The 24,384-nt window shown below is 67.5% G+C and carries 8 protein-coding genes and 1 pseudogene; 5 read left to right on the top strand and 4 right to left on the bottom strand.

The window, feature by feature from the left end:
• Nucleotides 1-6 precede the first annotated feature (6 nt).
• From LNW72_RS39075 to LNW72_RS39085, 4 genes and pseudogenes are all read right to left on the bottom strand, one after another.
• The gene (locus tag LNW72_RS39075) at nt 7-9,945 is read right to left on the bottom strand and encodes an amino acid adenylation domain-containing protein (RefSeq protein ID WP_374117444.1); all 9,939 of its coding nucleotides are present in this window, start codon (nt 9,943-9,945) and stop codon (nt 7-9) included.
• Nucleotides 9,931-10,935 (bottom strand): annotated as a pseudogene (locus tag LNW72_RS41460) (amino acid adenylation domain-containing protein); the annotation flags it as partial. The gene LNW72_RS39075 and the pseudogene LNW72_RS41460, both read right to left, overlap by 15 nt.
• A complete protein-coding gene (locus LNW72_RS39080; protein WP_285369898.1) occupies nt 10,854-12,758 on the bottom strand; it encodes a condensation domain-containing protein in 1,905 nt (634 codons plus the stop codon). The pseudogene LNW72_RS41460 and the gene LNW72_RS39080, both read right to left, overlap by 82 nt.
• A complete protein-coding gene (locus LNW72_RS39085) occupies nt 12,755-20,611 on the bottom strand; it encodes a non-ribosomal peptide synthetase (protein ID WP_285369899.1) in 7,857 nt (2,618 codons plus the stop codon). Before LNW72_RS39085 ends, LNW72_RS39080 begins: the two co-directional genes overlap by 4 nt.
• Before the next feature lie 577 nt (nt 20,612-21,188).
• On the opposite strand from LNW72_RS39085, the gene LNW72_RS39090 reads away from it, so the two are divergent.
• The 5 genes from LNW72_RS39090 to LNW72_RS39110 all read left to right on the top strand — a co-directional run bounded on the left by LNW72_RS39090 (nt 21,189) and on the right by LNW72_RS39110 (nt 24,326).
• Nucleotides 21,189-22,592 carry a class I adenylate-forming enzyme family protein gene (locus LNW72_RS39090; protein WP_250979771.1) on the top strand — a complete coding sequence of 468 codons (1,404 nt, stop codon included), beginning with the start codon at nt 21,189-21,191 and terminating at the stop codon, nt 22,590-22,592.
• A complete protein-coding gene (locus LNW72_RS39095) occupies nt 22,589-22,825 on the top strand; it encodes a hypothetical protein (protein WP_250979772.1) in 237 nt (78 codons plus the stop codon). The genes LNW72_RS39090 and LNW72_RS39095 overlap by 4 nt, the downstream gene beginning before the upstream one ends.
• A gap of 98 nt (nt 22,826-22,923) precedes the next feature.
• The gene (locus LNW72_RS39100; RefSeq protein ID WP_250979773.1) at nt 22,924-23,124 is read left to right on the top strand and encodes an MbtH family protein; all 201 of its coding nucleotides are present in this window, start codon (nt 22,924-22,926) and stop codon (nt 23,122-23,124) included.
• A 9-nt stretch (nt 23,125-23,133) separates the two neighbouring features.
• Nucleotides 23,134-23,697, top strand: coding sequence for a hypothetical protein (locus LNW72_RS39105; protein ID WP_250979774.1), 564 nt, complete (start codon nt 23,134-23,136; stop codon nt 23,695-23,697).
• Nucleotides 23,694-24,326 carry a DUF6875 domain-containing protein gene (locus LNW72_RS39110; protein WP_250979775.1) on the top strand — a complete coding sequence of 211 codons (633 nt, stop codon included), beginning with the start codon at nt 23,694-23,696 and terminating at the stop codon, nt 24,324-24,326. Before LNW72_RS39105 ends, LNW72_RS39110 begins: the two co-directional genes overlap by 4 nt.
• Nucleotides 24,327-24,384 lie beyond the last annotated feature (58 nt).

Genomic DNA, 24,384 nt, shown 5'->3' on the forward strand with positions numbered 1-24,384 from the left:
CGGACGTCACCGGTCACCGGCGACGTCGTGGAGCTTGGCCGACAGGATCCGACCGATCTGGGCCAGCGTGCCCGGCCGGGTGAGCATGGTTCCGTGCTCACCGGACACCACATGGGCCTCGACCGAGCCACGGACGTGGGGCTGCCAGGCCTCGGCGGTCACGGGCGGGTCCTGCTGCTCCGAGCAGGCGATCAGCACCAGGTCACCATCGATCGGACCAGGCTGGTAATCGACGGTCAGATGCGTGTTGTTCGCCGAGATCTCGGTGATCGTCGCGAGCCGGTCCTCCTCCAGATTGGCCAGCACGCTTCCCTGACGGCGCAGGATCTCCCGCGCCCTGGCGAAGGTCATCTCCTCGCCGCTGTCCCGATGGCTGCCGTCGTCGACCAGGCCGACGTGGTACAGGAGCATCACCCGGTCATCGGGGGCCGGCACGTCGGCATGCGTCAGCCCCTGCCAGTTCGGGATGACGTCCAGCACCGCGACCAGCGCGACCCGCTCACCGCGCCGCTGGAACTCCGCGGCCACCGCGTGGGCGCACAGACCGCCGAACGACCAGCCGGCCAGGTGGTAGGGACCGTGCGGCTGCACCGTCCGGATCTGGTCGGCGTAATCCACCGCCATCTCCTCGATGCTCTCCGGCCGCGGCTCCGGACGGCCCAGACTGCGCGCCTGGATGCCGTAGAGCGGGTACTGCGGGTCGAGGTGCTTGATCAGAGCGCTGTAGGACCAGCTGATACCGCCCCCGGGGTGGATGCAGAACAACGGCGGCCGACTGCCCCGGGTGCGCAGCGGCAGCACCACCTCATAGGAGCCGTCCGGATCGTCCACATCCAGCCGCGCCGCGATCTTCCCCGGCGTGGGCGCCTCGAACAGGCTGCGCAGTCCCAGCTCGACGCCGAACGCGCTGCGCAGTCGGGCGATCAGCCGAGTGGCCAGCAGCGAGTGTCCCCCCAGCTCGAAGAAGTCCTCGTCCACGCCGACCACACTTCGGCCGAGGGTCTCCGCGAACAGCTCGCAGACGACCTGCTCCTGCGGAGTGCCGGGAGCCCGGCCGATGTCGCCGCGTTCGGGATCGAGCGCGAGCAGGGCGGCACGGTCGAGCTTGCCGTTGGCGGTCAGTGGCAGGCGATCGAGGGGGACGATGGCGGCGGGTTGCATGTAGTCGGGCAGGTGCTGACGGGTGTGTTCACGCAAGGCGGTGAGGAGGGCGGCGGTGCCGCGGCTGGTGGCCGGATTGACGACCCAGGTCGAGAGGGGAGTGCCGGCGTCGGCGCTGCCCGCCGGCGCGTAAGTGCCGATGGGAGCGGCGTCCCCCAGTAGCCCGCGGTTGACGTAGGTGACATCGACGGCGCCGGTGTCATGGCTGCTCCATGTGATCGCGGTCCAGTAGCCCAGTTCGTCGCCGAGGTGATGGAACTCCTCCAGGTCGACGTACGCCGTATGCGGGGCGGCCCGGCGCGCGCCGGCCTCCACCGCGTGCTGGACGGCGAGGTCGTTCGCGATGCGTGTGTTGGGGACGCTCGTCACACGAAGCTGGTCCGGCCGCTCTTCGCGCAGCCGCTCAGCGAGGGCGTCGATGTTCTGGTTCCAGGGGTGGTGGGGGGTGTGGGTGAGGGGGTGGGGGTTGATGCCGGTTTTGTAGAGGGTGGCGTCGTAGCGGTAGCGGGTGAGTTCGTTGTGTGCGGTGCCGCGTTTGAGTTGGATGTCGGTGCCGGCGATGTCGGGGATGTGGTGGGTGAGGGTGGTGAAGTATTCCGGGTCGATGAGGAGTTCTTTGCCGAGGACGAGGCTTTGTTCGACGGCGCGGCGGATGGCGGCGGGGTCGGCGTCGTCGGCGCGGGCGGCCTGGACCGCGGTGGTGAACGTGCGCAGCAGACGGGGGTTGCGGACGTCTCCCACGAACAGCGCTCCGCCGGGAACCAGCAGGTGTACGGCCTGCTCGATGACCTGCCGGAGGTACTCGGCGTTGGGGAAGTACTGCACCACGGAGTTCAGGATGACCGTGTCGAAGTGACCCTGCGGGAGACCGTCGTGCTCATGCGCAGCTTGGGCGCGCAGGGTGACGCGCCCGGCGAGCTCGGGATCGGCATCGACATGGCACCGCATCGCCTCGATGACGGTCGGGGAGAGGTCCGTTGCCCAGTACTCGTCGCACTCGGGCGCCAGTTTCGCCAGGAGCAGGCCGGTACCGACGCCGATCTCCAGGACCCGGCCGGGCTTGAGCGCCCTGACCCGTTCGACGGTCGCCTCACGCCATTCCCGCATCTCCGACAGCGGAATCGCGCTGTCGTCGTAGCTGCTGTTCCAGCCGGAGAAGTCCTCACCGAACTCAGCACCGGACCCCGTGTACAGCGAGTCGTAGAGCTCCTGCCACTCGCCGATCTGCGCCCGCTCATCCTCATCGCTCGTCGGGACGGACCGGTCGGCGGCGACGTAGGCGACCAGATGAACGTCACCTGGTTGGTTTTCGTGGGTGATGACGGCGGCTTGGGTGATGTCGGGGTGGTCGGTGAGGATCTTTTCGATTTCGCCGGGTTCGATGCGGAAGCCGCGGATTTTGATTTGGTGGTCGGCGCGGCCGGTGTATTCGAGGTTGCCGTCGGGGTTCCAGTGGGCGAGGTCGCCGGTGCGGTACATCCGTTCGCCGGGTTCCAGGCTGAACGGGTCGGCGGTGAAGCGTTCTGCGGTGATGGCGGGTTGGTTGAGGTAGCCGTGGGCGAGGCCGGTGCCGGCGATGTAGAGCTCGCCGGTGACGCCGGGCGGGACGGGTTGGAGGTGGTTGTCGAGGATGTAGGTGCGGGTGTTGGCCATGGGGCGGCCGATGGGGACGGTGGTGTTGCCGGTGTAGGGGCGGGGGATGGGGTGGCAGGTGGCGAAGGTGGTGGTTTCGGTGGGTCCGTAGCCGTCGACCACGGTGGTGGTGGGGCAGACCTCTTGCAGGCGTTGGACGGAGGTGCCGGAGACCGCTTCGCCGCCGGTCCAGATCTGATGGACGCCGGTGAGGGTTTCGGGGTGGTGTTCGGTCATGACGTTGAACAGGGAGCTGGTGAGCCATGTAGCGGTGACGTGGTGGTCGGTGATGGTTTTCTGCAGTTGGGGGATGTCGAGGTCGCCGGCGGGGGCGATGACGATGGCTCCGCCGTTGAGGAGCGGGACCCAGACCTCGTAGGTGGAGGCGTCGAAAGCGGGGGGTGAGTGGTGCAGCACGCGTTGGTGTGCGGTGGTGTCGAAGCGGGGGTCGAGGGCGAGTGAGGTGACGTTGCGGTGGCTGACGACAACACCTTTGGGGGTGCCGGTGGAGCCGGAGGTGTACATCACGTACGCGGCGCTGTCCGGGTGGACAGTGACGTCGGGTGCGTGCTGGTCGTGTTGGTTGGGTTGCGTGGTGTCGGTGATGAGGAGATTGGTCGTGGTGGGCGGCAGCACGGCATGTGAGGTGGTGTCGGTGAGGATGAGCGTGGTGTTGGTCTGTTCGAGGATGTGGTGGATGCGCTCACTCGGATAGCGGGCGTCGAGGGGGACGTAGACGGCGCCGGCCTTCATCAGGGCCAGGAGGGTGGTGATGGTCTCGGGTGAGCGTTGGAGGAGAACGGCGATGGCGTCGCCGGGGCGGACTCCGCGGGCGATGAGATGGTGCGCGAGTTGGTTGGCGCGGGCATCGAGGTCTTGATACGTCAGGGTGCTGTCGGTGGTGATGACGGCGGGGGCGTCCGGTGTTTTCGTCACCTGGCGGATGAAGAGGTCGGCTAGGGAGGCCTCAGGCAGGGGCAGAGCTGTGTCCTGCCAGGTGTGGAGGAGCTGGTGGTGTTCGGTGGGGGTGAGGACGTTGGTGCTGCTGAGCGGTTGGTCGGGGTGGGCGGTTACCGCGTCGAGGAGCTGGATCCACCGGTCGAACAGGGCATGCACCGTGGGTGCGTCGTAGATGTCGCTGGAGTACTCCACGGCACCGTCGATCCCCTGAAGCTCGCCGTTGGGGCCGTGTTGTTCGGCGAGGCTGAAGAAGAGGTCGAATTTTGCGGTGCCGGTGCGTCCGGGTGCGAGGTCGATGCGGAGTCCGGGGAGTTGGAAGGTTCCTTCGGGTGCGTTTTGGAGGGCGAGCATGATTTGGAAGAGGGGGTGGTGGGCGAGGGTGCGGGTGGGGTTGAGGATTTCGACGAGGTATTCGAAGGGGACGTCTTGGTGGGCGTAGGCGGCGAGTGAGGTTTCGCGGACTTGGTTGAGGAGTTGGGTGAAGGTGGGGTCGCCGGTGGTGTCGGTGCGCAGCACGAGGGTGTTGACGAAGAACCCGATGAGGTGGTCGAGGTTCTGGTCGGTGCGGCCGGCGATGGGGCTGCCGAGGGGGATGTCGTGTCCGGCGCCGAGGCGGGTCAGGAGCGAGGCGAGTCCGGCTTGGAGGACCATGAAGAGGCTGGTGCCGGTGGATCGGGCGAGGTCGGCGAGGCGTTGGTGGAGTTCGGGGTTGATGGTGACGGTGACGTAGTCGCCGCGGTAGGTCATCACGGCGGGACGCGGCCGGTCGGTGGGGATGCTCAGCTGATCAGGAAGACCGGCCAGAGTGCTCGTCCAGTAGTCGATCTGGGTCGCGAAGAGACTGTCGGGGTCGTTCTGATCGCCGAGGAGCTCGTTCTGCCACAGGGTGTAGTCGGCGTACTGCACCGGCAGCGGAACCCAGTGAGGGGACTCGCCCTGGGTGCGGGCGGTGTAGGCGTGGGTGAGGTCGGCAGCAAGCGGTCCCAGCGACCAACCGTCCCCCGCGATGTGGTGGACCACCAGCAAGAGCACATGCTCCTGGGGCGACAGCTCGAAAAGCTCAGCTCGCAGTGGAGGTTCGACGGCCAGGTCGAAGGGGTGCCGGGCTGCTTGTTCGAGTGCGGCCGACAGCTCGACCTCTGCCGTCGGAGTGACGGTCAGACGAGGTGCGGCGGCTTCGGGCGTCAAGACGTGCTGGTACGGGGTGCCGTCGATCTCGGGAAAGACCGTGCGCAGACTTTCGTGCCGCGCGACGAGGTCTCCGAGCGCCGACCGTAGTGCGTCCCGGTCGAGTTCGCCCGTCAGCCGGAGTGCAAGGGGAATGTTGTAGGTCGCGCTGGGCCCTTCCATCTGATGGATGAACCACAACCGGCGCTGAGCGAACGACAAGGGCATGACCTCGGGCCGCTCCCGCAGGGTGAGTGCCAGTCGTCCAGGCCCAGCGGTATCGAGTAAAGCCGCCACCGCCGCCGGCGTCGGACCCTCGAAGAGAGTGCGTAGACCGACCTCGACGCCGAAGACCGACCGGATCTGCGCGATGAGGCGGGTGGCGAGCAGCGAGTGCCCGCCCAGGTCGAAGAAGTCGTCGTCGACCCCGGCCCTCGGCAGACCCAGTACCTGCGCGAACAGATCGCAGACGATCTGCTCCTGCGGAGTACGAGCCTCCCGGCCCGACCCGACCGACGCGAAGTCCGGAGCCGGCAGGGCGGCACGATCGAGCTTGCCGTTGGCGGTCAGTGGCAGGCGATCGAGGGGGACGATGGCGGCGGGTTGCATGTAGTCGGGCAGGTGCTGACGGGCTTGCTCACGGAGGGCTGTGAGGAGTGCCGCGGTGCCGCGGCTGGTGGCCGGGTTGACGACCCAGGTCGAGAGGGCCGCACCAGAGCCACTGCTGTCGACCGGTGTGTAGGTGTGGGTCGGGATGCTGTCGGCCAGCCGACTGCGGACGATGTAGGTGACGTCGACCGTGTCGACGTCGTGGGTGCTCCAGGTGATACCGCTCCAGTAACCGAGCTCGTCGCCCAGCTGATGGAACATCTCCAGGTCGATGGAGGGGTTGGAGGTGTGGGTGGGAAGAGGTGCGTGGTGATCGAGGGCGTGCTGCAGGGCGCGTTCATGGGTGAGGCGCGGGTTGGGGACTCCGGTGACCCGCAGCTCGGCGGGCTGCTGGGTCTCGAGCCGTTGCCTGAGACTGGCCAGGTCGGCGGTGGCATCGTCGGCGTTCTGGTTCCAGGGGTGGTGGGGGGTGTGGGTGAGGGGGTGGGGGTTGATGCCGGTTTTGTAGAGGGTGGCGTCGTAGCGGTAGCGGGTGAGTTCGTTGTGTGCGGTGCCGCGTTTGAGTTGGATGTCGGTGCCGGCGATGTCGGGGATGTGGTGGGTGAGGGTGGTGAAGTATTCGGGGTCGATGAGGAGTTCTTTGCCGAGGACGAGGCTTTGTTCGACGGCGCGGCGGATGGCGGCGGGGTCGGCGTCGTCGGCGCGGGCGGCCTGGACCGCGGTGGTGAACGTGCGCAGCAGACGGGGGTTCCGGACGTCACCCACGAACACGGCCCCGCCGGGCGCGAGAGCGCGTACGGCGTGGTGAAGCACCTGCTCGAGGTAGCCGGCGTTCGGGAAGTACTGGGCGACGGAGTTGAGCACGATGGTGTCGAAGTGGTTGTCGGGCAGGCTGCCGAAGTCGTGGGCGGCCTGGGTCCGCAAGCGAACCCGCGGGAGGAGGACGGGATCGTTGTCGACCTGGGCCTGAAGGTCCTTGATGACGGTGGGGGAGAAGTCGGTACCCCAGTACTCGTCGCACTCGGGCGCCAGCTGAGAGAGCAGAAGTCCGGTTCCGACACCGATTTCGAGGACACGGCGAGGACGGAGCGTCCTGATGCGTTCGACGGTGGTGTCCCGCCATTCCCGCATCTCCTCCAGCGGGATCGGCCGGCCGTCGTAACTGCTGTTCCAGCTCGCGAAGTTCTCGCCGAACACCGTCTTGGTCGCGGAGGTGTAGACGGAGTCGTACAGCTCCTGCCACTCGTTCAACTGGGACTCTTCGACCTGCTCATCGCGATCGTCCGTTGAACTGTCGGCGACGACATAGCCGACCAGCCGGGCGTCACCTGGCTGGTCCTCACGAACGATGACGGCGGCCTGGGCGATGTCGGGGTGGTCGGTGAGGACCTTTTCGATCTCGCCGGGTTCGATGCGGAAGCCGCGGATCTTGACCTGGTGATCGGCGCGGCCGATGAATTCCAGCTCACCGTCCGGGTTCCAGCGCACGAGGTCGCCCGTGCGGTACATCCGTCCGCCGGGTTCCAGGCCGTACGGGTCGGCGACGAAACGCTCAGCCGTGAGGGCGGAACGGCCGAGGTAGCCGCGGGCCACGCCGGACCCCGCGATGTACAACTCACCCACCACACCAGGTGCCACCAACTGCAATTCGTCATCCAGCACATAGGTGCGCGTATTGGCAATCGGCCGTCCGATGGGGGCAGCGCCCGCGCCACCGGCCAAGTCCCCGGCAGTCGACCAAATGGTTGTCTCGGTCGGTCCGTACAGGTTGGTCAGGTCGCCCGTGAGCTCGCGCATTTCTTCGGCGAGGGCGGTGGGCAGCGCCTCCCCTCCGACCAGCATGCGCAGGTCGCGCAGAGACTCCGGGTTGTGCGCCACCAGGAGCTGCCACAGCGAGGGGGTCCCCTGGAGGACCGTCACACCATGCCGCGCGATCAAGTCGAGGACGGCAGAGGGCTGCGCGACCGACTCCTTCGGCGTCAGAACCACCGCGGCGCCCGAGAGAAGCGGGTGATACAGCTCCAACGCGGCAATATCAAAGGCGACGGTGGTGACCGCGAGCAGCCGCTCCTCAGGCCGAATCTCGACCTTCTGCCGCATCGCCTCCAAGAAGTTGAGCAACGCGGCGTGCGGCACGACCACGCCCTTGGGACGTCCGGTCGACCCGGAGGTGTAAATCACGTACGCGGCGTCGGCGGGCCGCAGCGGTGCTGCACGGTCGGCGTCGGTCGGATCACTGTCGGAGCAGTCAGCCACCAGCGCGCGGACATTGGCAGCGTCCAGCACCAACCGCTGCGACGAGCCGCCCGCCACCAGCCGGTCCGTTCGCGTCGTCGTGAGCACCAGAGCAGGTCGCGCGTCCTTCAGCACGTACTCGATGCGTGCCGCCGGATGATCGGGGTCCAGTGGCAGGTAGGCGGCACCCGTCTTGAGCACTGCCAGAAGGGTGACCACCAGGTCGGCCGAGCGTGGCAGCGCAAGGGCGATCACCTGGTCCGGCCCGGCACCCCGTTGCAACAAGGCGTGGGCGAGACGGTTGGCGCGCGCGTTCAGCTCCGCGTACGACAGGGTGGAATCCCCGACGATCAGAGCCACCGCGTCGGGCGTGGCCGCAGCCTGTTCCGCGAAGCGGTCCGGCAGGAGGGTCTCGCTCACCGGTGATGCGGTGTCTTGCCAGGTGTGGAGGAGCTGGTGGTGTTCGGTGGGGGTGAGGACGTTGATGGTGCTGAGCGGTTGGTCGGGGTGGGCGGTCGCGGTGTCGAGGAGTTGGATCCACCGGTCGAAGAGGGAGTGGACGGTGGGTGCGTCGTAGATGTCGCTGGAGTACTCGACCGCACCGTCGATGCCTTGAGGTTCGCCGTTGGGGCCGTGTTGTTCGGCGAGGCTGAAGAAGAGGTCGAATTTTGCGGTGCCGGTGCGTCCGGGTGCGAGGTCGATGCGGAGTCCGGGGAGTTGGAAGGTTCCTTCGGGTGCGTTTTGGAGGGCGAGCATGATTTGGAAGAGGGGGTGGTGGGCGAGGGTGCGGGTGGGGTTGAGGATTTCGACGAGGTATTCGAAGGGGACGTCTTGGTGGGCGTAGGCGGCGAGTGAGGTTTCGCGGACTTGGTTGAGGAGTTGGGTGAAGGTGGGGTCGCCGGTGGTGTCGGTGCGCAGCACGAGGGTGTTGACGAAGAACCCGATGAGGTGGTCGAGGTTCTGGTCGGTGCGGCCGGCGATGGGGCTGCCGAGGGGGATGTCGTGTCCGGCGCCGAGGCGGGTCAGGAGCGAGGCGAGTCCGGCTTGGAGGACCATAAAGAGGCTGGTGCCGGTGGATCGGGCGAGGTCGGCGAGGCGTTGGTGGAGTTCGGGGTTGATGGTGACGGTGACGTAGTCGCCGCGGTAGGTCATCACGGCGGGACGCGGCCGGTCGGTGGGGATGCTCAGCTGATCAGGAAGACCGGCCAGAGTGCTCGTCCAGTAGTCGATCTGGGTGGCGAAAAGGCTGTCGGGGTCGTTCTGATCGCCGAGGAGTTCGTTCTGCCACAGGGTGTAGTCCGCGTACTGCACCGGTAGGGGTGCCCAGCTCGGGAGTTCTTCCTGGGTCCGGGCGGTATAGGCGTGGGTGAGGTCAGCGGCGAGGGGTCCCAGTGACCAGCCGTCGCCCGCGATGTGGTGGACGACCAGCAGTAGGACATGCTCCTGGGGGGATACCTCGAAGAGGTCGGCGCGCAGCGGAGGTTCGACGGCCAGGTCGAATGCATGCCGAGCTGCCTGTTCGAGTGCGGTCGGCAGTTCCGATTCCGTTGTCGGAGTGACGGTCACGCGTGGCGCGGCGGCTTCGGGTGTCAGTACGTGCTGGTACGGGGTGCCGTCGATCTCGGGAAAGACCGTGCGCAGGCTCTCGTGCCGGCCGACGAGGTCTCCGAGCGCCGACCGTAGTGCGTCCTGGTCGAGTTCCCCGGTGAGGCGTAGCGCGAGCGGAATGTTGTAGGTCGCGCTGGGTCCCTCCATCTGGTGGATGAACCACAACCGGCGCTGAGCGAACGACAACGGCATGACCTCAGGCCGTTCCCGTGTGGTCGGGGCGAGTCGCGCCGGACCGGCAGTGTCCAGCTGGGCTGCCACTGCCGCTACGGTCCGCGCCTCGAAGAGGGTGCGCAGGCCCATTTCGACGCCGAAGGTGGCGCGGATGCGGGCGATGAGGCGGGTGGCGAGGAGCGAGTGTCCGCCGAGGTCGAAGAAGTCGTCGTCGATTCCGGCCCGCGGCAGGCCGAGCACCTGGGCGAACAGGTCGCTGACGATCTGTTCCTGCGGAGTACGGGCCTCCCGGCCCGATCCGACGGACGCGAAGTCCGGTGTCGGCAGGGCGGCACGGTCGAGCTTGCCGGTCGTGGTCAGCGGCAGGCGGTCGAGCAGGATGACGGCCGAGGGGACCATGTGTTCGGGCAGGCTCTGTTGCGCGAAATCCCGTATCTGCTGGGGTAGAAGAGCCTCTCGCGTCACCACGTACGCCACCAGACGAGATCGGCCCGGCTGATCCTCGTGGGTGGTCACAGCAGCGTGGGCGATGTCGGGGTGGTCGGTGAGGACCTTCTCGATCTCGCCGGGTTCGATGCGGAAGCCGCGGATCTTGACCTGGTGATCGGCGCGGCCGATGAATTCCAGCTCACCGTCCGGGTTCCAGCGCACGAGGTCGCCCGTGCGGTACATCCGTCCGCCGGGTTCCAGGCCGTACGGGTCGGCGATGAAACGCTCAGCCGTCAGGGCCGAACGGCCGAGGTAGCCGCGGGCCACGCCGGACCCCGCGATGTACAACTCACCCACCACACCAGGTGCCACCAACTGCAGCCCGCCGTCCAGCACATACGCACGCGTGTTGGCGATGGGCCGGCCGATCGGCGCGGGTAGCTGCCAGAGGTCAGGATCGCCGGTCAGCGTGTGGGCTGTGACCACATGGGTTTCGGTCGGGCCGTAGTGGTTGTGCAGTACCCGGCCCGGGGCCGACCGGTGGAATGCGCGGACCTGACCGCTGAGTGTCAGAGCTTCGCCGGCCTGCGCGACGGTTCGCAGCCGCGGCAGCGTACGGCCCTGCTCGACGGCGGCCTCGGCAAGGGCCTCCAGCACCAGGTTCGGGGCGAACAGCTCGTCGATCCGGCAGTCGTCGAGCCACGCGGCGAACCGGGCCGCGTCGCGGCGGACGGCCTCATCGGGGATGACCAGCGTCTTGCCATAGGAGACAGCCGACAGAATCTCCTGAGCGGACACGTCGAAGCTGATCGCTGTGAACTGTGCGGTCCTGCTTCCGGGTGCGCCACCGACCGTGCGGTGATGCCACGCGAGGAGATTCAGCAGCGCCGCTGCCGGCATGACGACGCCTTTGGGGCGGCCGGTGGAGCCGGAGGTGTAGATGATGTAGGCGGGGTGGTGGGGGTGAGGGGGGTGGTGCGGTCGTGGTTGGTGGGGTTGTGGGTGGGTTGGTGGGTGAGGTCGGTTGCAAGGGTGGGTTGGTCGAGGTGGAGGGTGGGGGTGGTGTGGTGGGGGAGGTTGTTCTGGGTTGTGGTGGTGGTGAGGGTGAGGGTGGGTTGGGCGTCGGTGATCATGTGGGTGAGGCGTGGGGTGGGGTATTGGGGGTCGAGGGGGAGGTAGGCGGCGCCTGTTTTGAGGACGGCGAGGATGGCGGTGACGAGGTCGGTGGTGCGGGGGAGTGCGAGGGCGACGTTGTCTTCCGGGCCGATGCCGTGGCTGATGAGGAGGTGGGCGAGGCGGTTGGCCCGGGTGTTGAGTTCGGTATAGGTGAGGGTGGTGTCGTCGCATGTCACGGCTATCGCGTCCGGTGCACGGTCGACCTGCGCCTCGAACAACCCCGGCAGCGTTGCCCCGCCACTCACCACGTCGGTGTCATTGCGGGTGACCAGTAGCTCGCGTCGCTCCGCGTCCGTGAGCAGGTCGATCCGGCCGACCGGCCGGTCCGCTTCGGCGACCATCAGGTCGAGTACGTGGATCAGCCGATCGAGGAACGTCCTGGCCGTGGCCCGGTCGAAGAGATCGTCGCGGTAGTCCAGGCGCAGGTGGAGACGGCGGCCCGGCGCCGCGATCAGAGTGAGCGGGTAGTGCGTCGCGTCGCGTCCCCGGCCAAGATCGGGAGTGATCTGCAGTCCGGCACCCGCCTTGGTGGCGGAGTCGTCCCAGGGATAGTTCTCGAACACCACGGATGTGTCGAAGAGGTCGCCCAATCCCGCCAGCTGCTGGATACGGGCCAGCCCGAGATGGTGGTGCGCGGTCAGCCGCGACTGCTCGTCCTGCAGCCGGACGACCGTGGTCAGCAGCGACTGCGCCGGGTCCAGCCTGACCCTCACGGGCACCATGGCGATGAGCAGGCCCACCATGGACTCCACCCCGGACAGCTGCGGGTCACGACCCGCCACGACGGCGCCGAAGACCACGTCGTCCTGGCCCGTACGGCGGCTCAGCACCAGACCCCAGCCGGCCTGCAGCACGGTGTTCAGGGTCACGCCCTGGCCGCGCGCCCACTCGGTGAGCGCTGCCGTGCGCTCCTCGTCCAGCTCGACGGTGATCCGTTCCGGCATCCGCGCCGCGCGTCCGGGATCCGCCGGCGTGACCAGGGTGGGCTGTTCGAGCTCTGAGCACACCTCGCGCCAGGCAGCCTCGGCCGCCGGCTGGTCCTGCTGGGCCAGCCAGCCCAGAAACTGGCGGTAGGGAGTCACCCGGGGCAGCACAGAGGTGTCCCCGTGACTGTCGTACAGCGCGGTCAGCTCGCGCACGAGGATGGGAGTGGACCAACCGTCGAGCAAGATGTGATGGGTGGTCAGGATGAGGCGGTGGTGCTCCCCGGCGAGCCGCACCAGGGAGAAGCGCAGCAGCGGCGGCTCGGCCAGGTCGAACCGGCGGCCGTGCTCCTTGGCGGCGAGCCGGACGAACTCCGCCTCCGCCTCGTCGCCGGGAAGCGAGGAGAGGTCGTACTCCTCCCAGGGAACGTCGACCTGACGGGAAATCGTCTGCACCGTCTGGCCCGACCCCACCTGTCGGAAACCGGCGCGCAGGTTCGGGTGCCGCTGGACCAGAGCGCGGACCGCCGCCTGCAGAATCTCACCGTCGAGGGTGCCCGCGATGTCGAATACGTGCTGCACCCCGTAGACGTCCGCGCCGTCCTGCTCATAGCGCGAGTGGAACAGCAGCCCCTCCTGCATGGGGGACAGGGGCAGAATGTCTTCCAGGCCCGACGACGTCATTTCTGGATCCTCCACGCGGCTTCGAGTTGCTCGATGTCGTGCTGGCTGAGGGTGGTCAGGGGGAAGTCCGAAGGCGTGTGGCCGCCGGTGTCAGCCCGGTCGCCGTGCCGGACCAGGCCGCGGATCGCGCGGAACCAGTCCTCGGCGAGGTCACGGACGTGCTGCTCGGGCCAGAGATCCGGGGCCCACGTCCAGACGGCCTCCAGCCAGGGGCCGTCCGGAGTGTCGCGGACCATCGAGTTGACCTCCAGGCCGTGCGCCAGGGCGGTGGCCGGATCGGCGCCGCTCAGCAGGCCCGCCTCCGGTGCCACCGTCCACGCCGGGTTGCCCGCAACGAGGGGGGTGCCGGCGGAAGGGAAGCGGCCGAGGTAGTTGAACCCCAGCTGGGGCACCGCGAGCGGGTCCAACTCCGTTTCGGTCGCCGGGTTGAGGTGGCGCAGGAGACCGAAGCCGATGCCCTTGTCGGGCAGCGACCGCAGCTGCTCCTTGACCCTTTTGAGGGCTTGTCCGAGGACCGGTCCGCCGCCGGTGACCTCTTCCCAACCCAGTGCGCCCGGGTCGATCCGGACGGGATACAGCGAGGTGAACCAGCCCACGGTGCGTGACAGATCCGTGTCCGCGATGATCTCCTCGCGGCCGTGACCCTCCACATCCAGCAGCAGTTCGGTGTGCCGCCCGCGGGCATGACCGCGGCGCCACTGGGCGACCGCCAGGGCGAGTGCGGTCAGCAGGACGTCGTTGACCCCGGCGTGGAAGGCCGCGGGCACGGTCGTCAAGAGCGAGGTGGTGACATCGGGTGGCAGGGACAGGCTGAGGTCACGGGCCCGGCCGACGGTGTCCCGCCCTGGATCCAGCCGGTCAGCGGTCAGTGGTGGGTCGGCGGAGGCCAGCAGATCGGCCCACAGCCTCACCTCCGCGGCACGAGCCGGATGGCGGGCCTCCGCCGTCAGCAGGCGGGACCAGCGCTGCAGCGAGGTGTGCACCGGCTCCAGCCCGGGGAGCCGGCCGTGCGTGACCGCCTCCCAGCCGGCGACCAGGTCCGCAAGCAGAAGCCGCCAGGACACCCCGTCCACCACCAGGTGGTTGACCAGGAACAGCAGCCGGCCGGCACGACTGGGCCCGGCGTCGAACCAGACCGCCTGGAGCAGCACCCCCCGCTCCGCCGACAGGCGGGCGGCCGCCCTCCCCAGATGATCCCGTACCAGCGCCTCGTCGAAGGTGCCGCCGCCCACGTCGACACGGTGCACCAGATCGACGGCCGACACGGCGCCGACCGGAAGGACTTCCAGCGACCACGGCCGGCCGCTGGCGCGGCTCGGGGTCCGGGTCAGTCGCAGCGCGTCATGGTGGTCCACGAGCGCCTGGACGGCCGCGGTGAGGCGATCCTCGCCCAACTCGGCCGGCACCTGCAGCAGCATCGCCTGGTAGAACGGGTCGATGGCGCCGCCGCGCTCGTCGAACCAGAGCATGATCGGTGTGGGCTCCACGGTACCGACGCCCGATCCGTCGGGCTCCGCAGCGGACGGGGACAAGTCCTCGGCGACATCCGCCAGTCCTGCCACGGTCCGCTGCTCGAAGATGTCCCGGACCGCGAAACCGACCCCTGCCGTGCGCGCCAGGCTGACCAGGCGGATCGAGATGATGCTGTCCCCGCCGAGCGCGAAGAAGTCGTCATCCAGCCCGACCCGGTCCACACCCAGGGCCTGCGTGAACAGCTCACCCAGCAGCCGCTCGCGCGCCGTCCGCAGCTCGCGTCCCGGCGCTTGCGCCTGGGGAGCCGGGTCAGGATCGGGCAGCGCGGCATGGTCAAGCTTGCCGTTGGCAGTCAGCGGCAACCTGTCCAGCTGGATGAACACCGACGGCAGCATGTAGTCCGGCAGCCGCCTGCGGGCGAACTCACGCAGGCTCTCCGCAGGCAGTTCGTTGGTGGCAGCGACGTACGCGATGAGGCGGATCGTGCCTGGTTGGTTTTCGTGGGTGATGACGGCGGCTTGGGTGATGTCGGGGTGGTCGGTGAGGATCTTTTCGATTTCGCCGGGTTCGATGCGGAAGCCGCGGATTTTGATTTGGTGGTCGGCGCGGCCGGTGTATTCGAGGTTGCCGTCGGGGTTCCAGTGGGCGAGGTCGCCGGTGCGGTACATCCGTTCGCCGGGTTCCAGGCTGAACGGGTCGGCGGTGAAGCGTTCTGCGGTGATGGCGGGTTGGTTGAGGTAGCCGTGGGCGAGGCCGGTGCCGGCGATGTAGAGCTCGCCGGTGACGCCGGGCGGGACGGGTTGGAGGTGGTTGTCGAGGATGTAGGTGCGGGTGTTGGCCATGGGGCGGCCGATGGGGACGGTGGTGTTGCCGGTGTAGGGGCGGGGGATGGGGTGGCAGGTGGCGAAGGTGGTGGTTTCGGTGGGTCCGTAGCCGTCGACCACGGTGGTGGTGGGGCAGACCTCTTGCAGGCGTTGGACGGAGGTGCCGGAGACCGCTTCGCCGCCGGTCCAGATCTGATGGACGCCGGTGAGGGTTTCGGGGTGGTGTTCGGTCATGACGTTGAACAGGGAGCTGGTGAGCCATGTAGCGGTGACGTGGTGGTCGGTGATGGTTTTCTGCAGTTGGGGGATGTCGAGGTCGCCGGCGGGGGCGATGACGATGGCTCCGCCGTTGAGGAGCGGGACCCAGACCTCGTAGGTGGAGGCGTCGAAAGCGGGGGGTGAGTGGTGCAGCACGCGTTGGTGTGCGGTGGTGTCGAAGCGGGGGTCGAGGGCGAGTGAGGTGACGTTGCGGTGGCTGACGACAACACCTTTGGGGGTGCCGGTGGAGCCGGAGGTGTACATCACGTAGGCGGCGGCATCCGGGTGGACAGTGACGTCGGGTGCGTGGTGGCTTTCGCCGTCGAACTGGGCCGGGTCGGTTTCGGTGATGACGAGGTGCGGTGTTGCGGTAGGGAGTGCGGTTCGTGAGGCGGTGTCGGTGAGGACGAGTGTGGTGTTGGTCTGTTCGAGGATGTGGTGGATGCGCTCACTCGGATAGCGGGCGTCGAGGGGGACGTAGACGGCGCCGGCCTTCATGAGGGCGAGGAGGGTGGTGATGGTCTCGGGTGAGCGTTGGAGCAGGACAGCGACGGCATCGCCGGGGCGGACTCCGCGGGCGATGAGGTGATGCGCGAGTTGGTTGGCGCGAGTGTTGAGCTCCGCGTACGACAGTGTGGCGTCGTCGGTCACGACGGCGGGAGCTTCCGGGGTCTTCGCCACTTGCCGGCTGAAGAGGTCGGCCAGGGAGGCCTCGGGCAGGGGCAGGGCGGTGTCCTGCCAAGTGTGGAGGAGCTGGTGGTGCTCGGTGGGGGTGAGGACGTTGATGGTGCTGAGCGGCTGGTCGGGGTGGGTGGTAGCGGCGTTGAGGAGTTGGATCCACCGGTCGAACAGGGCATGGACGGTAGGTGGGTCATAGAGATCGCTGGAGTACTCGACAACGCCGCCGATGCCCTGCGGCTCGCCGTTGGGCCCGCGTTGCTCGGCGAGGCCGAAGAACAAGTCGAACTTTGCCGTCCCGGTCCTGCCCAGCTCGACACCAGCACGCACTCCGGGAAGCTCCAACGAACTCACGGGTGCGTTTTGGAGGGCGAGCATGATTTGGAAGAGGGGGTGGTGGGCGAGGGTGCGGGTGGGGTTGAGGATTTCGACGAGGTATTCGAAGGGGACGTCTTGGTGGGCGTAGGCGGCGAGTGAGGTTTCGCGGACCTGGTTGAGGAGTTGGGTGAAGGTGGGGTCGCCGGTGGTGTCGGTGCGCAGCACGAGGGTGTTGACGAAGAACCCGATGAGGTGGTCGAGGTTCTGGTCGGTGCGCCCGGCGATGGGACTGCCGAGGGGGATGTCGTGTCCGGCGCCGAGGCGGGTCAGGAGCGAGGCGAGTCCGGCTTGGAGGACCATGAACAGGCTGGTGCCGGTGGATCGGGCGAGGTCGGCGAGGCGTTGGTGGAGTTCGGGGTTGATGGTGACGGTGACGTAGTCGCCGCGGTAGGTCATCACGGCGGGACGGGGCCGGTCGGTGGGGATGCTCAGCTGGTCGGGAAGACCGGCCAGAGTGCTCGTCCAGTAGTCGATCTGGGTCGCGAAGAGACTGTCGGGGTCGTTCTGATCGCCGAGGAGTTCGTTCTGCCACAGGGTGTAGTCCGCGTACTGCACCGGCAGCGGAACCCAGTGAGGGGACTCGCCCTGGGTGCGGGCGGTGTAGGCGTGGGTGAGGTCAGCGGCGAGGGGTCCCAGTGACCAGCCGTCGCCCGCGATGTGGTGGACGACCAGCAGTAGGACATGTTCCTGGGGGGAGACCTCGAAGAGGTCGGCGCGCAGCGGAGGTTCGACGGCCAGGTCGAACGCATGACGGGCTGCCTGGAGAAGAACATCGTCCAGTTCGGACTCAGTGGTTTCGGTGATGGGCAGGTCCATGGTCGCTATGTCGAGCACCCGTTGAAACGGGGTGCCGTCGACCTCGGGCAGGACCGTGCGCAGGCTCTCGTGCCGGGCGACGAGGTCTCCGAGCGCGGTGCGCAGCGAGTCCCGGTCCAACTGGCCGGTGAACCGCAGTACGAGGGGAATGTTGTAGGTGGCGCTGGGCCCTTCCATCTGGTGGATGAACCACAACCTGCGCTGGGCGAACGACAGCGGCATGGCCTCAGGCCGCTCCCGCGCGGTGAGCGCCAGTCGTCCAGGCCCAGCGGTATCGAGCAGGGCCGCCACCGCCGCCGGCGTCGGGCCCTCGAAGAGGGTGCGTAGACCGATCTCGACGCCGAAGACCGACCGGATCTGCGCGATGAGGCGGGTGGCGAGGAGTGAGTGCCCGCCGAGGTCGAAGAAATCGTCGTCGACCCCGGCCCGCGGCAGACCCAGTACCTGTGCGAACAGGTCGCAGACGATCTGCTCCTGCGGAGTACGGGCCTCCCGGCCCGACCCGACCGACGCGAAGTCCGGAGCCGGCAGGGCGGCACGGTCGAGCTTGCCATTAGAGGTCAGCGGCAGGCGATCGAGCAGGATCACGGCCGAGGGGACCATGTGCTCGGGCAGACTCAGTTGCGCGAAATCCCTTACCTGCTGCGGTAGAAGAGCATCCCGTGCCACCACATACGCCACCAGGCGGGAGTCACCAGGCCGTTCCTCGTATACGACCGCGGTCGCCTGAGCCACCGACGGATGAGCGGACAACGCCGCCTCGACCTCACCGAGTTCAATGCGGAAACCGCGAATCTTGACCTGGTGGTCGGCGCGGCCGACGAACTCCATCTCACCGTCGGAGTTCCAGCGCACAATGTCGCCTGTGCGGTACATCCGTCCGCCGGGCTCCAAGCCGTACGGGTCGGCGACGAAACGCTCAGCCGTCAGAGCGGAACGGCCGAGGTATCCGCGGGCCACGCCTGCCCCGGCGATGTACAGCTCACCCACGACACCGGGCGCCACCAACTGCAGCCCGCCGTCCAGCACATAGGTGCGCAGGTCGGGGATGCCGACGCCGATCACGCTCGCTGCCTCGTTGTTCACCCGGTCACGGGTCAGCGGCTGATAGGTCACGTGCACCGTGGTCTCGGTGATGCCGTACATGTTGACCAGCACCGGTGCATCGTCGGGGTGCCGCAGGTACCAGTCGGCCAGGCGGGAGGGCTGTAGCGCCTCGCCGCCGAACACCACAACGCGCAAACTGAGCTGTCGGGCCGGCCGGGACGGGTCCGCATCGGCCTGCGCCAACTGGTAGAAGGCCGACGGCGTTTGGTTGAGAACGGTGACACCTTGGTCGGCGAGCAGGTCCAGGAACGCCCCCGGCGTTCGGCTGACCTCGAAGGGCACCACGACCAGTCGGCCGCCGTGCAGCAGCGGTCCCCAGAGCTCCCAGACCGAGAAGTCGAAGGCGTAGGAGTGGAACAGCGTCCAGACGTCGTCCGCGCCGAAGCCGAACCACTGGCGGGTGGCGTCGAACAGCCTGACCACGTTCCGGTGAGTGTTGACGACGCCTTTGGGGCGGCCGGTGGAGCCGGAGGTGTAGATGATGTAGGCGGGGTGGTGGGGGGTGAGGGGGGTGGTGCGGTCGTGGTCGGTGGGGTTGTGGGTGGGTTGGTGGGTGAGGTTGGTCTGGTGGGTGGGTTGGTCGAGGTGGAGGGTGGGGGTGGTGTGGTGGGGGAGGTTGTTCTGGGTTGTGGTGGTGAGGGTGAGGGTGGGTTGGGCGTCGGTAATCATGTGGGTGAGGCGTGGGGTGGGGTATTGGGGGTCGAGGGGGAGGTAGGCGGCGCCTGTTTTGAGGACGGCGAGGATGGCGGTGACGAGGTCGGTGGTGCGGGGCAGGGCGAGGGCGACGTTGTCTTCCGGGCCGATGCCGTGGCTGATGAGGAGGTGGGCGAGGCGGTTGGCCCGGGTGTTGAGTTCGGTATAGGTGAGGGTGGTGTCGTCGCATGTCACGGCTATCGCGTCTGGTGCACGGTCGACCTGCGCCTCGAACAACCCCGGCAGTGTGGTCTCCGCGACCGGCGGAGCGTCCGCGGCGATACCCAGCAGGGTCGTGCGGTCCTCGTCGGTGAGCAGGTCGATCCGGCCGACCGCTTGGGCGGGATCGGCCGTGGTCACGGCCAGTAACACGGTGAGCAGGCGCTGATGATGAGCGGCCAGCTCGCCCGCCGAGCAGATTTCGGGGTGGGCATTGACATCGACCTTGAGCCCGGTCCCGTCGCGCCGGTCCCACACCGCGACCGTGAAGTCGCCCACCAGGCCCGAGGACAGGTTGTGCGCGGTGGTGGGCAGGCCGGCGAAGTCCAGCACGTAGTCGAAGGACATCACGTTGACGACCGGTGCGTACCACGTTCCCAGACTGCCCGGCAGGTCCAGGTCCCGTTGCAGGTCCTCGGCCCGGTACCGCTGGTGCCTGCCGAGCTCGACCACCCGGTCCGCGATCTGTCCGAGGAGTTCACCGAGTGACAGATCCGGTCGGAACGAGAGCCGCAGCGGAAGGACGTTGGAAGCCATGCCGGGAGTACGGCGCTGGAGCTGGTCCAGACGCCCGGTCACCGGCAGGCCGAGCACCACGCACGATGAGCCGGTCATCCGATGGAGATAGACGGCTGTTGCCGCGATGACCAGGTGCGACCAAGGGGCCCGGGCGCGCCGCGCCGCCGTGCGCAATTCGCTGAGCTCCACGGGACCCAGGCCGGCTGTCCGCCGAAGGTAGTGCTGCGGGGTGGTCGACGGCCGGTCGACGAACCCGGTCGGCTCGGGGCGGTCGGCGAACTGCTCCGTCCAGTAGTCCCGGTCGAGGGCGAATTGTTGGGAATAGCGGTACTTCTCATCGGCGGCCAACAACTCGTGCAGCGGGCTGAAGGGGCTCGGTTTCACCGGTCGGTCCTGGACGAGGGCGGTGTAGACCTCGGCGACCCGGCGGGTGATCAGTAGTGCTCCGAAGGCGTCCATCACGGCGTGGTGGTAGCCCTGGTACCAGTAGAAGCGGTCGGGGCCCAGGCGGAGCAGCGCGTACTCGAAGAGCCGGTCACTGGAGAGGTCCATCGGCCGGGCCACCGCGGCTTCCAGCCATGCGTGGGCGGCTCGCTCGGGGTCAGGCTCGGTGCTGAGATCGATCACCGCGGGCGCCCAGTCACCGAGCCCGTGGAGGACCTGCCGGCCGTCGCCGCGCTCTTCGACGAAGCGGACGTGCAGCGCCTCCGTCTCGGAGACGACCCGCAGTAATGCCTGCTCGAAGAGCACCGGATCCACGCGTCCGTGGATTTCCAGATAGTCGCCCACCCGGAACACCCGGTTGGCTCCCGCCAACCGCTGTTCGGCCATCCATATCTCGCGTTGCGCGGCCGTGAGCGGCAGTGTGGCGCCAGCACTGATGGACAAGTCCCCACCTCCGGAATATCCCCCGTGCTGATATTTCCCGGGGGAGAAAAGTAAAAGACAGCCTGACAGCCGTGAAGACAATGAGAAAGCGCGACAGGACATCGGAGAATTCGCGACCTCCTGACCGTAGGAACGGTGGGTCGCCTCGTACACCGGAACCGGCGCAACTGCCCTGAATCAAAATCCCTAGAAACCTAACCCGAGGGCACTGGGCGGTCAAGGAGATCAATGTCGGAGGTCTCGCATTTGTCCCGCCGGCGGGACAACAGGCGTACGCCGAAGCCGGCGGAACCCTGTGGGTGCGGTGCCCCGCAGGACGGTTCGACAACGATCCCCGCAGGTGCGCGCCGCCAGGGACTCCCTCGTGCCGGGAGTGCGAACAGCTCCTGCTGCCGCGCCGGTCACGTCACGCGCCGGGTCACCCAGCGGCGCATCGCGCCGAATGCCGGCTCCGTCCGAAGGGGTCCCGGTGGGTTGGTGGCGTGCTTGCTCGGCGTTTCTCGGCGGTGCTAACTTCACCGTCATCAAATGCCGGAGCGAATAGTGCGCGGCCCGGTTTTCTCGTAAGGATGCGTTTATGGCGGATGCATGGTGGGGAGAACACCTGCTGGGGCGAGGAGCCGACGACGAGCTGTGGGCGATTTCCAGTTCCCCCGTCACCCGCGGCGAACTCCGAGCAGCGGTCAGTGGCCTTGCCGGAAATTTTCGGGAGCACGGTATTGCCGACGGCAGCTCCGTTCTCCTGCGTATGAAGCCGAGTTTCACGTATCTGCAAGTACTGCTGGCTCTGTGGAGCCGCGGGGCACGGGTCATTCTGGTCGACTTCCGGCTGAGGCCGGCTGAGTACGAGCCGCTGGTGGAGCTGGTGCGCCCCCAGTACCTGGTAGTGGCGGCCGGGGCTGATGGGCCGGTGGCCGGATTCCGTCAGGAGTCCGCGTTCACGGTCCAGCGGCTGTCGAACGGCCGGCCGGCCGACGGCGACATCCGCCTGGTGCAGTTCAGCTCGGGTTCGACGGGCAGGCCGAAGGTCATCGGTCGGCCGGCGGACTCCGTGCTGGCCGAGCTCGACCGGCACGCCGCACTCCCCGGGATACCTGGCAAGGGCGACCGGGTCCTCCTGCTGAACTCCGTCATGCACAACATGGGTTTGGTCAGCGGCGTGCTGCATGCGCTGCTGTCCGGGGCGACGCTCGTCGTCCCACCGACGCTCCGCCCCACCGAGGTGGTGCGGCTGATGGCAGCCGCCGAGATCTCCGCCGTGTACGGGACGCCCGCCCACTACGAACTCCTGGTGCGCACGCGGGATCGGCCGGACCTGCCCGCGCTGCGGCTGGCCGTCTCGGGCGGTGAGCGGGTTCCGCAGGAGACCTACGAGCAGTTCCGTGAGCGCTTCGGCCTGCCGATCAGCCAGGTCTACGGCCTGACCGAGATCGGGCTGATCGCGGGCGACCTCTCCGGGACGTGCCTGCCCCCACAGGTGGGGCCGCCGGTGCCGGGCGCCGAGGTGAAAGTGGTCGACGAGGAACTGTACGTCCGGATGGACCGCTCGCCGTACCTCTACGGCGAACATGCCGACCGCTTCAGGGACGGCTGGCTGCGGACCTTCGACCGGTTTCACCAGGACCCGACGACCGGGGTGCTGACCATGCTCGGCCGGACCGACTCGCTCGTCGTCGTCGGCGGGTTGAAGGTCGACCTCACCGAGGTGGAGGCGGCGCTGCTGAGCCATCCCCGGGTGACCGATGCCGTGGTGACCCACGCGGACGCCATCGAGGCGTTCGTGGGAGCCCATGAGGCGGTCACCACGGACGAACTCACCGTCTGGTGCCGGGAACGGTTGAGTGCGGTGAAAATCCCCAGGCGGTTCTTTGTGACGCGGCAGCTGCCCCGGAACTCGATGGGAAAGCTGACCCGCGACCGCGCATTGATGCATGAGTACGTCACGTCGGAAGCATCGTCGAATCCATGGGACACAGCATGATCTCAAAGAGTGACATCAGAGTGATCCTGTCCGAGAACGCCGGTCTCGGGCCCCCGGAAGAGTTTCCCGACGACGCCGAGTTGGTGATCGACTCGCTCACTCTGCTCGTCCTCCAACACGTGCTGGAGGAGAAGCACGGTGTGGTCATGGACCCGCAGTTCGAGGACATGGAGCTGTTCACCTCGATCAACGGGATTCACAAGTACGTGATGAAGGTCCTGGACGAGGAATGACGAATCCGGCCGGCCTTGTCCGGTGCGGGCATGAAGCATGCCGCGCACCTGCAGCATGCGCAGCCACCCGAACCTGACCATTTCTATAGGGAGAAACGATGGCCAACCCTTTCGAGAACCCTGACGGCAGCTACCTCGTACTCGTCAACAACGAGGGCCAGCACTCGCTGTGGCCCGCATTCGCCGAAGTGCCCGCGGGATGGACGGTCGCCCTCGCCGAGACCGACCGCCAGTCCTGCCTCGACCATGTCGAGGAGCACTGGACCGACATACGCCCCCTCAGCCTCGTACGCCGATAGGAGAACGCGATGGACGACACCGCCTTCCAGACACTGCTCCTCAGAGAAGAGGACCTCGAAGAGTCGTTCTTCGGCGAGGAACCGAGCGCCGCCTACGACCCCACCTTCGTTTCCGGTGACGAGTCCGGGCGCGCCATTGTCGACCTGACGAACATGCTGACGCACGGCACCCATCCCGAGGCGACGCAGCATGCCTCCGCGCTGTTCACGAACGTCGTGGGCTCGGTGGTATTCCACCACGTCACACGGTTCGGCCAGCAGGCCTGCCGGCAGGTGTTCGAGGAGATCTCCGCCGCGGTACGCGACTGCACGCACTACCGCATGGAACTGAACGACGGCGTCCAGCTCGACATCACGAAGGTCGGCCTGGAACCCATCTCCGTCGGGGACGGCAGCTTCCTGGTGCGGTGGCTTTCCACCGTCGAACACTTCCGTATCGAGACCGCCTGGGTCCTCGTGATGAAGGACGACATCCTTTCCCTGGTGAACACCCGAATTCCGGACGAGTCCGAGCCCCGCCGCCTCGCGCGCATCGCGGTCGATCGCGTATCGGATCTGACGGGAACGCCATGAATTCCACCGGATCTGTCGTCGATTTCGAGTCCGTGCTCGAGTCGGTCGACCTGTGGCTGACCGACTACATCGCGACCAGCCATCCAGAGATCGGTCGAATGGGTCCCATCTGCCCGTTCGTGGCGCCTTCCCGCAAGAACAGAACCATGGAGATCCGCATACGCCTGGTCGGGCACGCGCCGACCCCCGACCTGGTGGAGGAGATCGTACGGAGCAGCCTCCACGAGTACTCACTGACCTCGTGGCAGGGACGGAATCCCATGCTGCGCGCCATGGTGGTCGTCCTTCCCGATCTCCACAGCGAGGACACCGAGCTGCTCGACAAGGCTCAGGAACGCGTCAAGGACGACTACGTGGCGCAGGGCCTCATGGTCGGTCAGTTCCACGAGAACTGTGATGTCAGGGCAGCAAGGAATCCGCAGTTCGCTGTGAGCAAGGCGCCCGTACCCGTCATCGCCATTCGCTCCATCGCCCTGCATGACATCTTCTTCCTGTCCGAGCGGGCGGAGTGGTTCCAGAAATACCGTGAGAAGTTCGGCAAGTTCTTCGGACCGCAGACCGCGCCGATGGACGCGATCCTGGTGGAGCGTTACCGGAAGTCCGAACGGGACTACGGATACCGGGACTGACCTCGCCGTTGCGGTTCAGCGACGTCGTGGGGTCTCGGCTCGCCACCCGCGCCTAGGA

Origin of the sequence: Streptomyces sp. RKAG293 (assembly GCF_023701745.1) — a bacterium.
Taxonomy (GTDB): Bacteria; Actinomycetota; Actinomycetes; order Streptomycetales; family Streptomycetaceae; genus Actinacidiphila.

What these genes read in the sequence shown, in the direction of transcription:
- LNW72_RS39075 (WP_374117444.1), bottom strand. Translation starts at nt 9,945, where the DNA reads ATGGTCCCCTCGGCCGTCATCCTGCTCGACCGCCTGCCGCTGACCACG.
- LNW72_RS39080 (WP_285369898.1), bottom strand. Translation starts at nt 12,758, where the DNA reads ATGACGTCGTCGGGCCTGGAAGACATTCTGCCCCTGTCCCCCATGCAG.
- LNW72_RS39090 (WP_250979771.1), top strand. Translation starts at nt 21,189, where the DNA reads ATGGCGGATGCATGGTGGGGAGAACACCTGCTGGGGCGAGGAGCCGAC.
- LNW72_RS39095 (WP_250979772.1), top strand. Translation starts at nt 22,589, where the DNA reads ATGATCTCAAAGAGTGACATCAGAGTGATCCTGTCCGAGAACGCCGGT.
- LNW72_RS39100 (WP_250979773.1), top strand. Translation starts at nt 22,924, where the DNA reads ATGGCCAACCCTTTCGAGAACCCTGACGGCAGCTACCTCGTACTCGTC.
- LNW72_RS39105 (WP_250979774.1), top strand. Translation starts at nt 23,134, where the DNA reads ATGGACGACACCGCCTTCCAGACACTGCTCCTCAGAGAAGAGGACCTC.
- LNW72_RS39110 (WP_250979775.1), top strand. Translation starts at nt 23,694, where the DNA reads ATGAATTCCACCGGATCTGTCGTCGATTTCGAGTCCGTGCTCGAGTCG.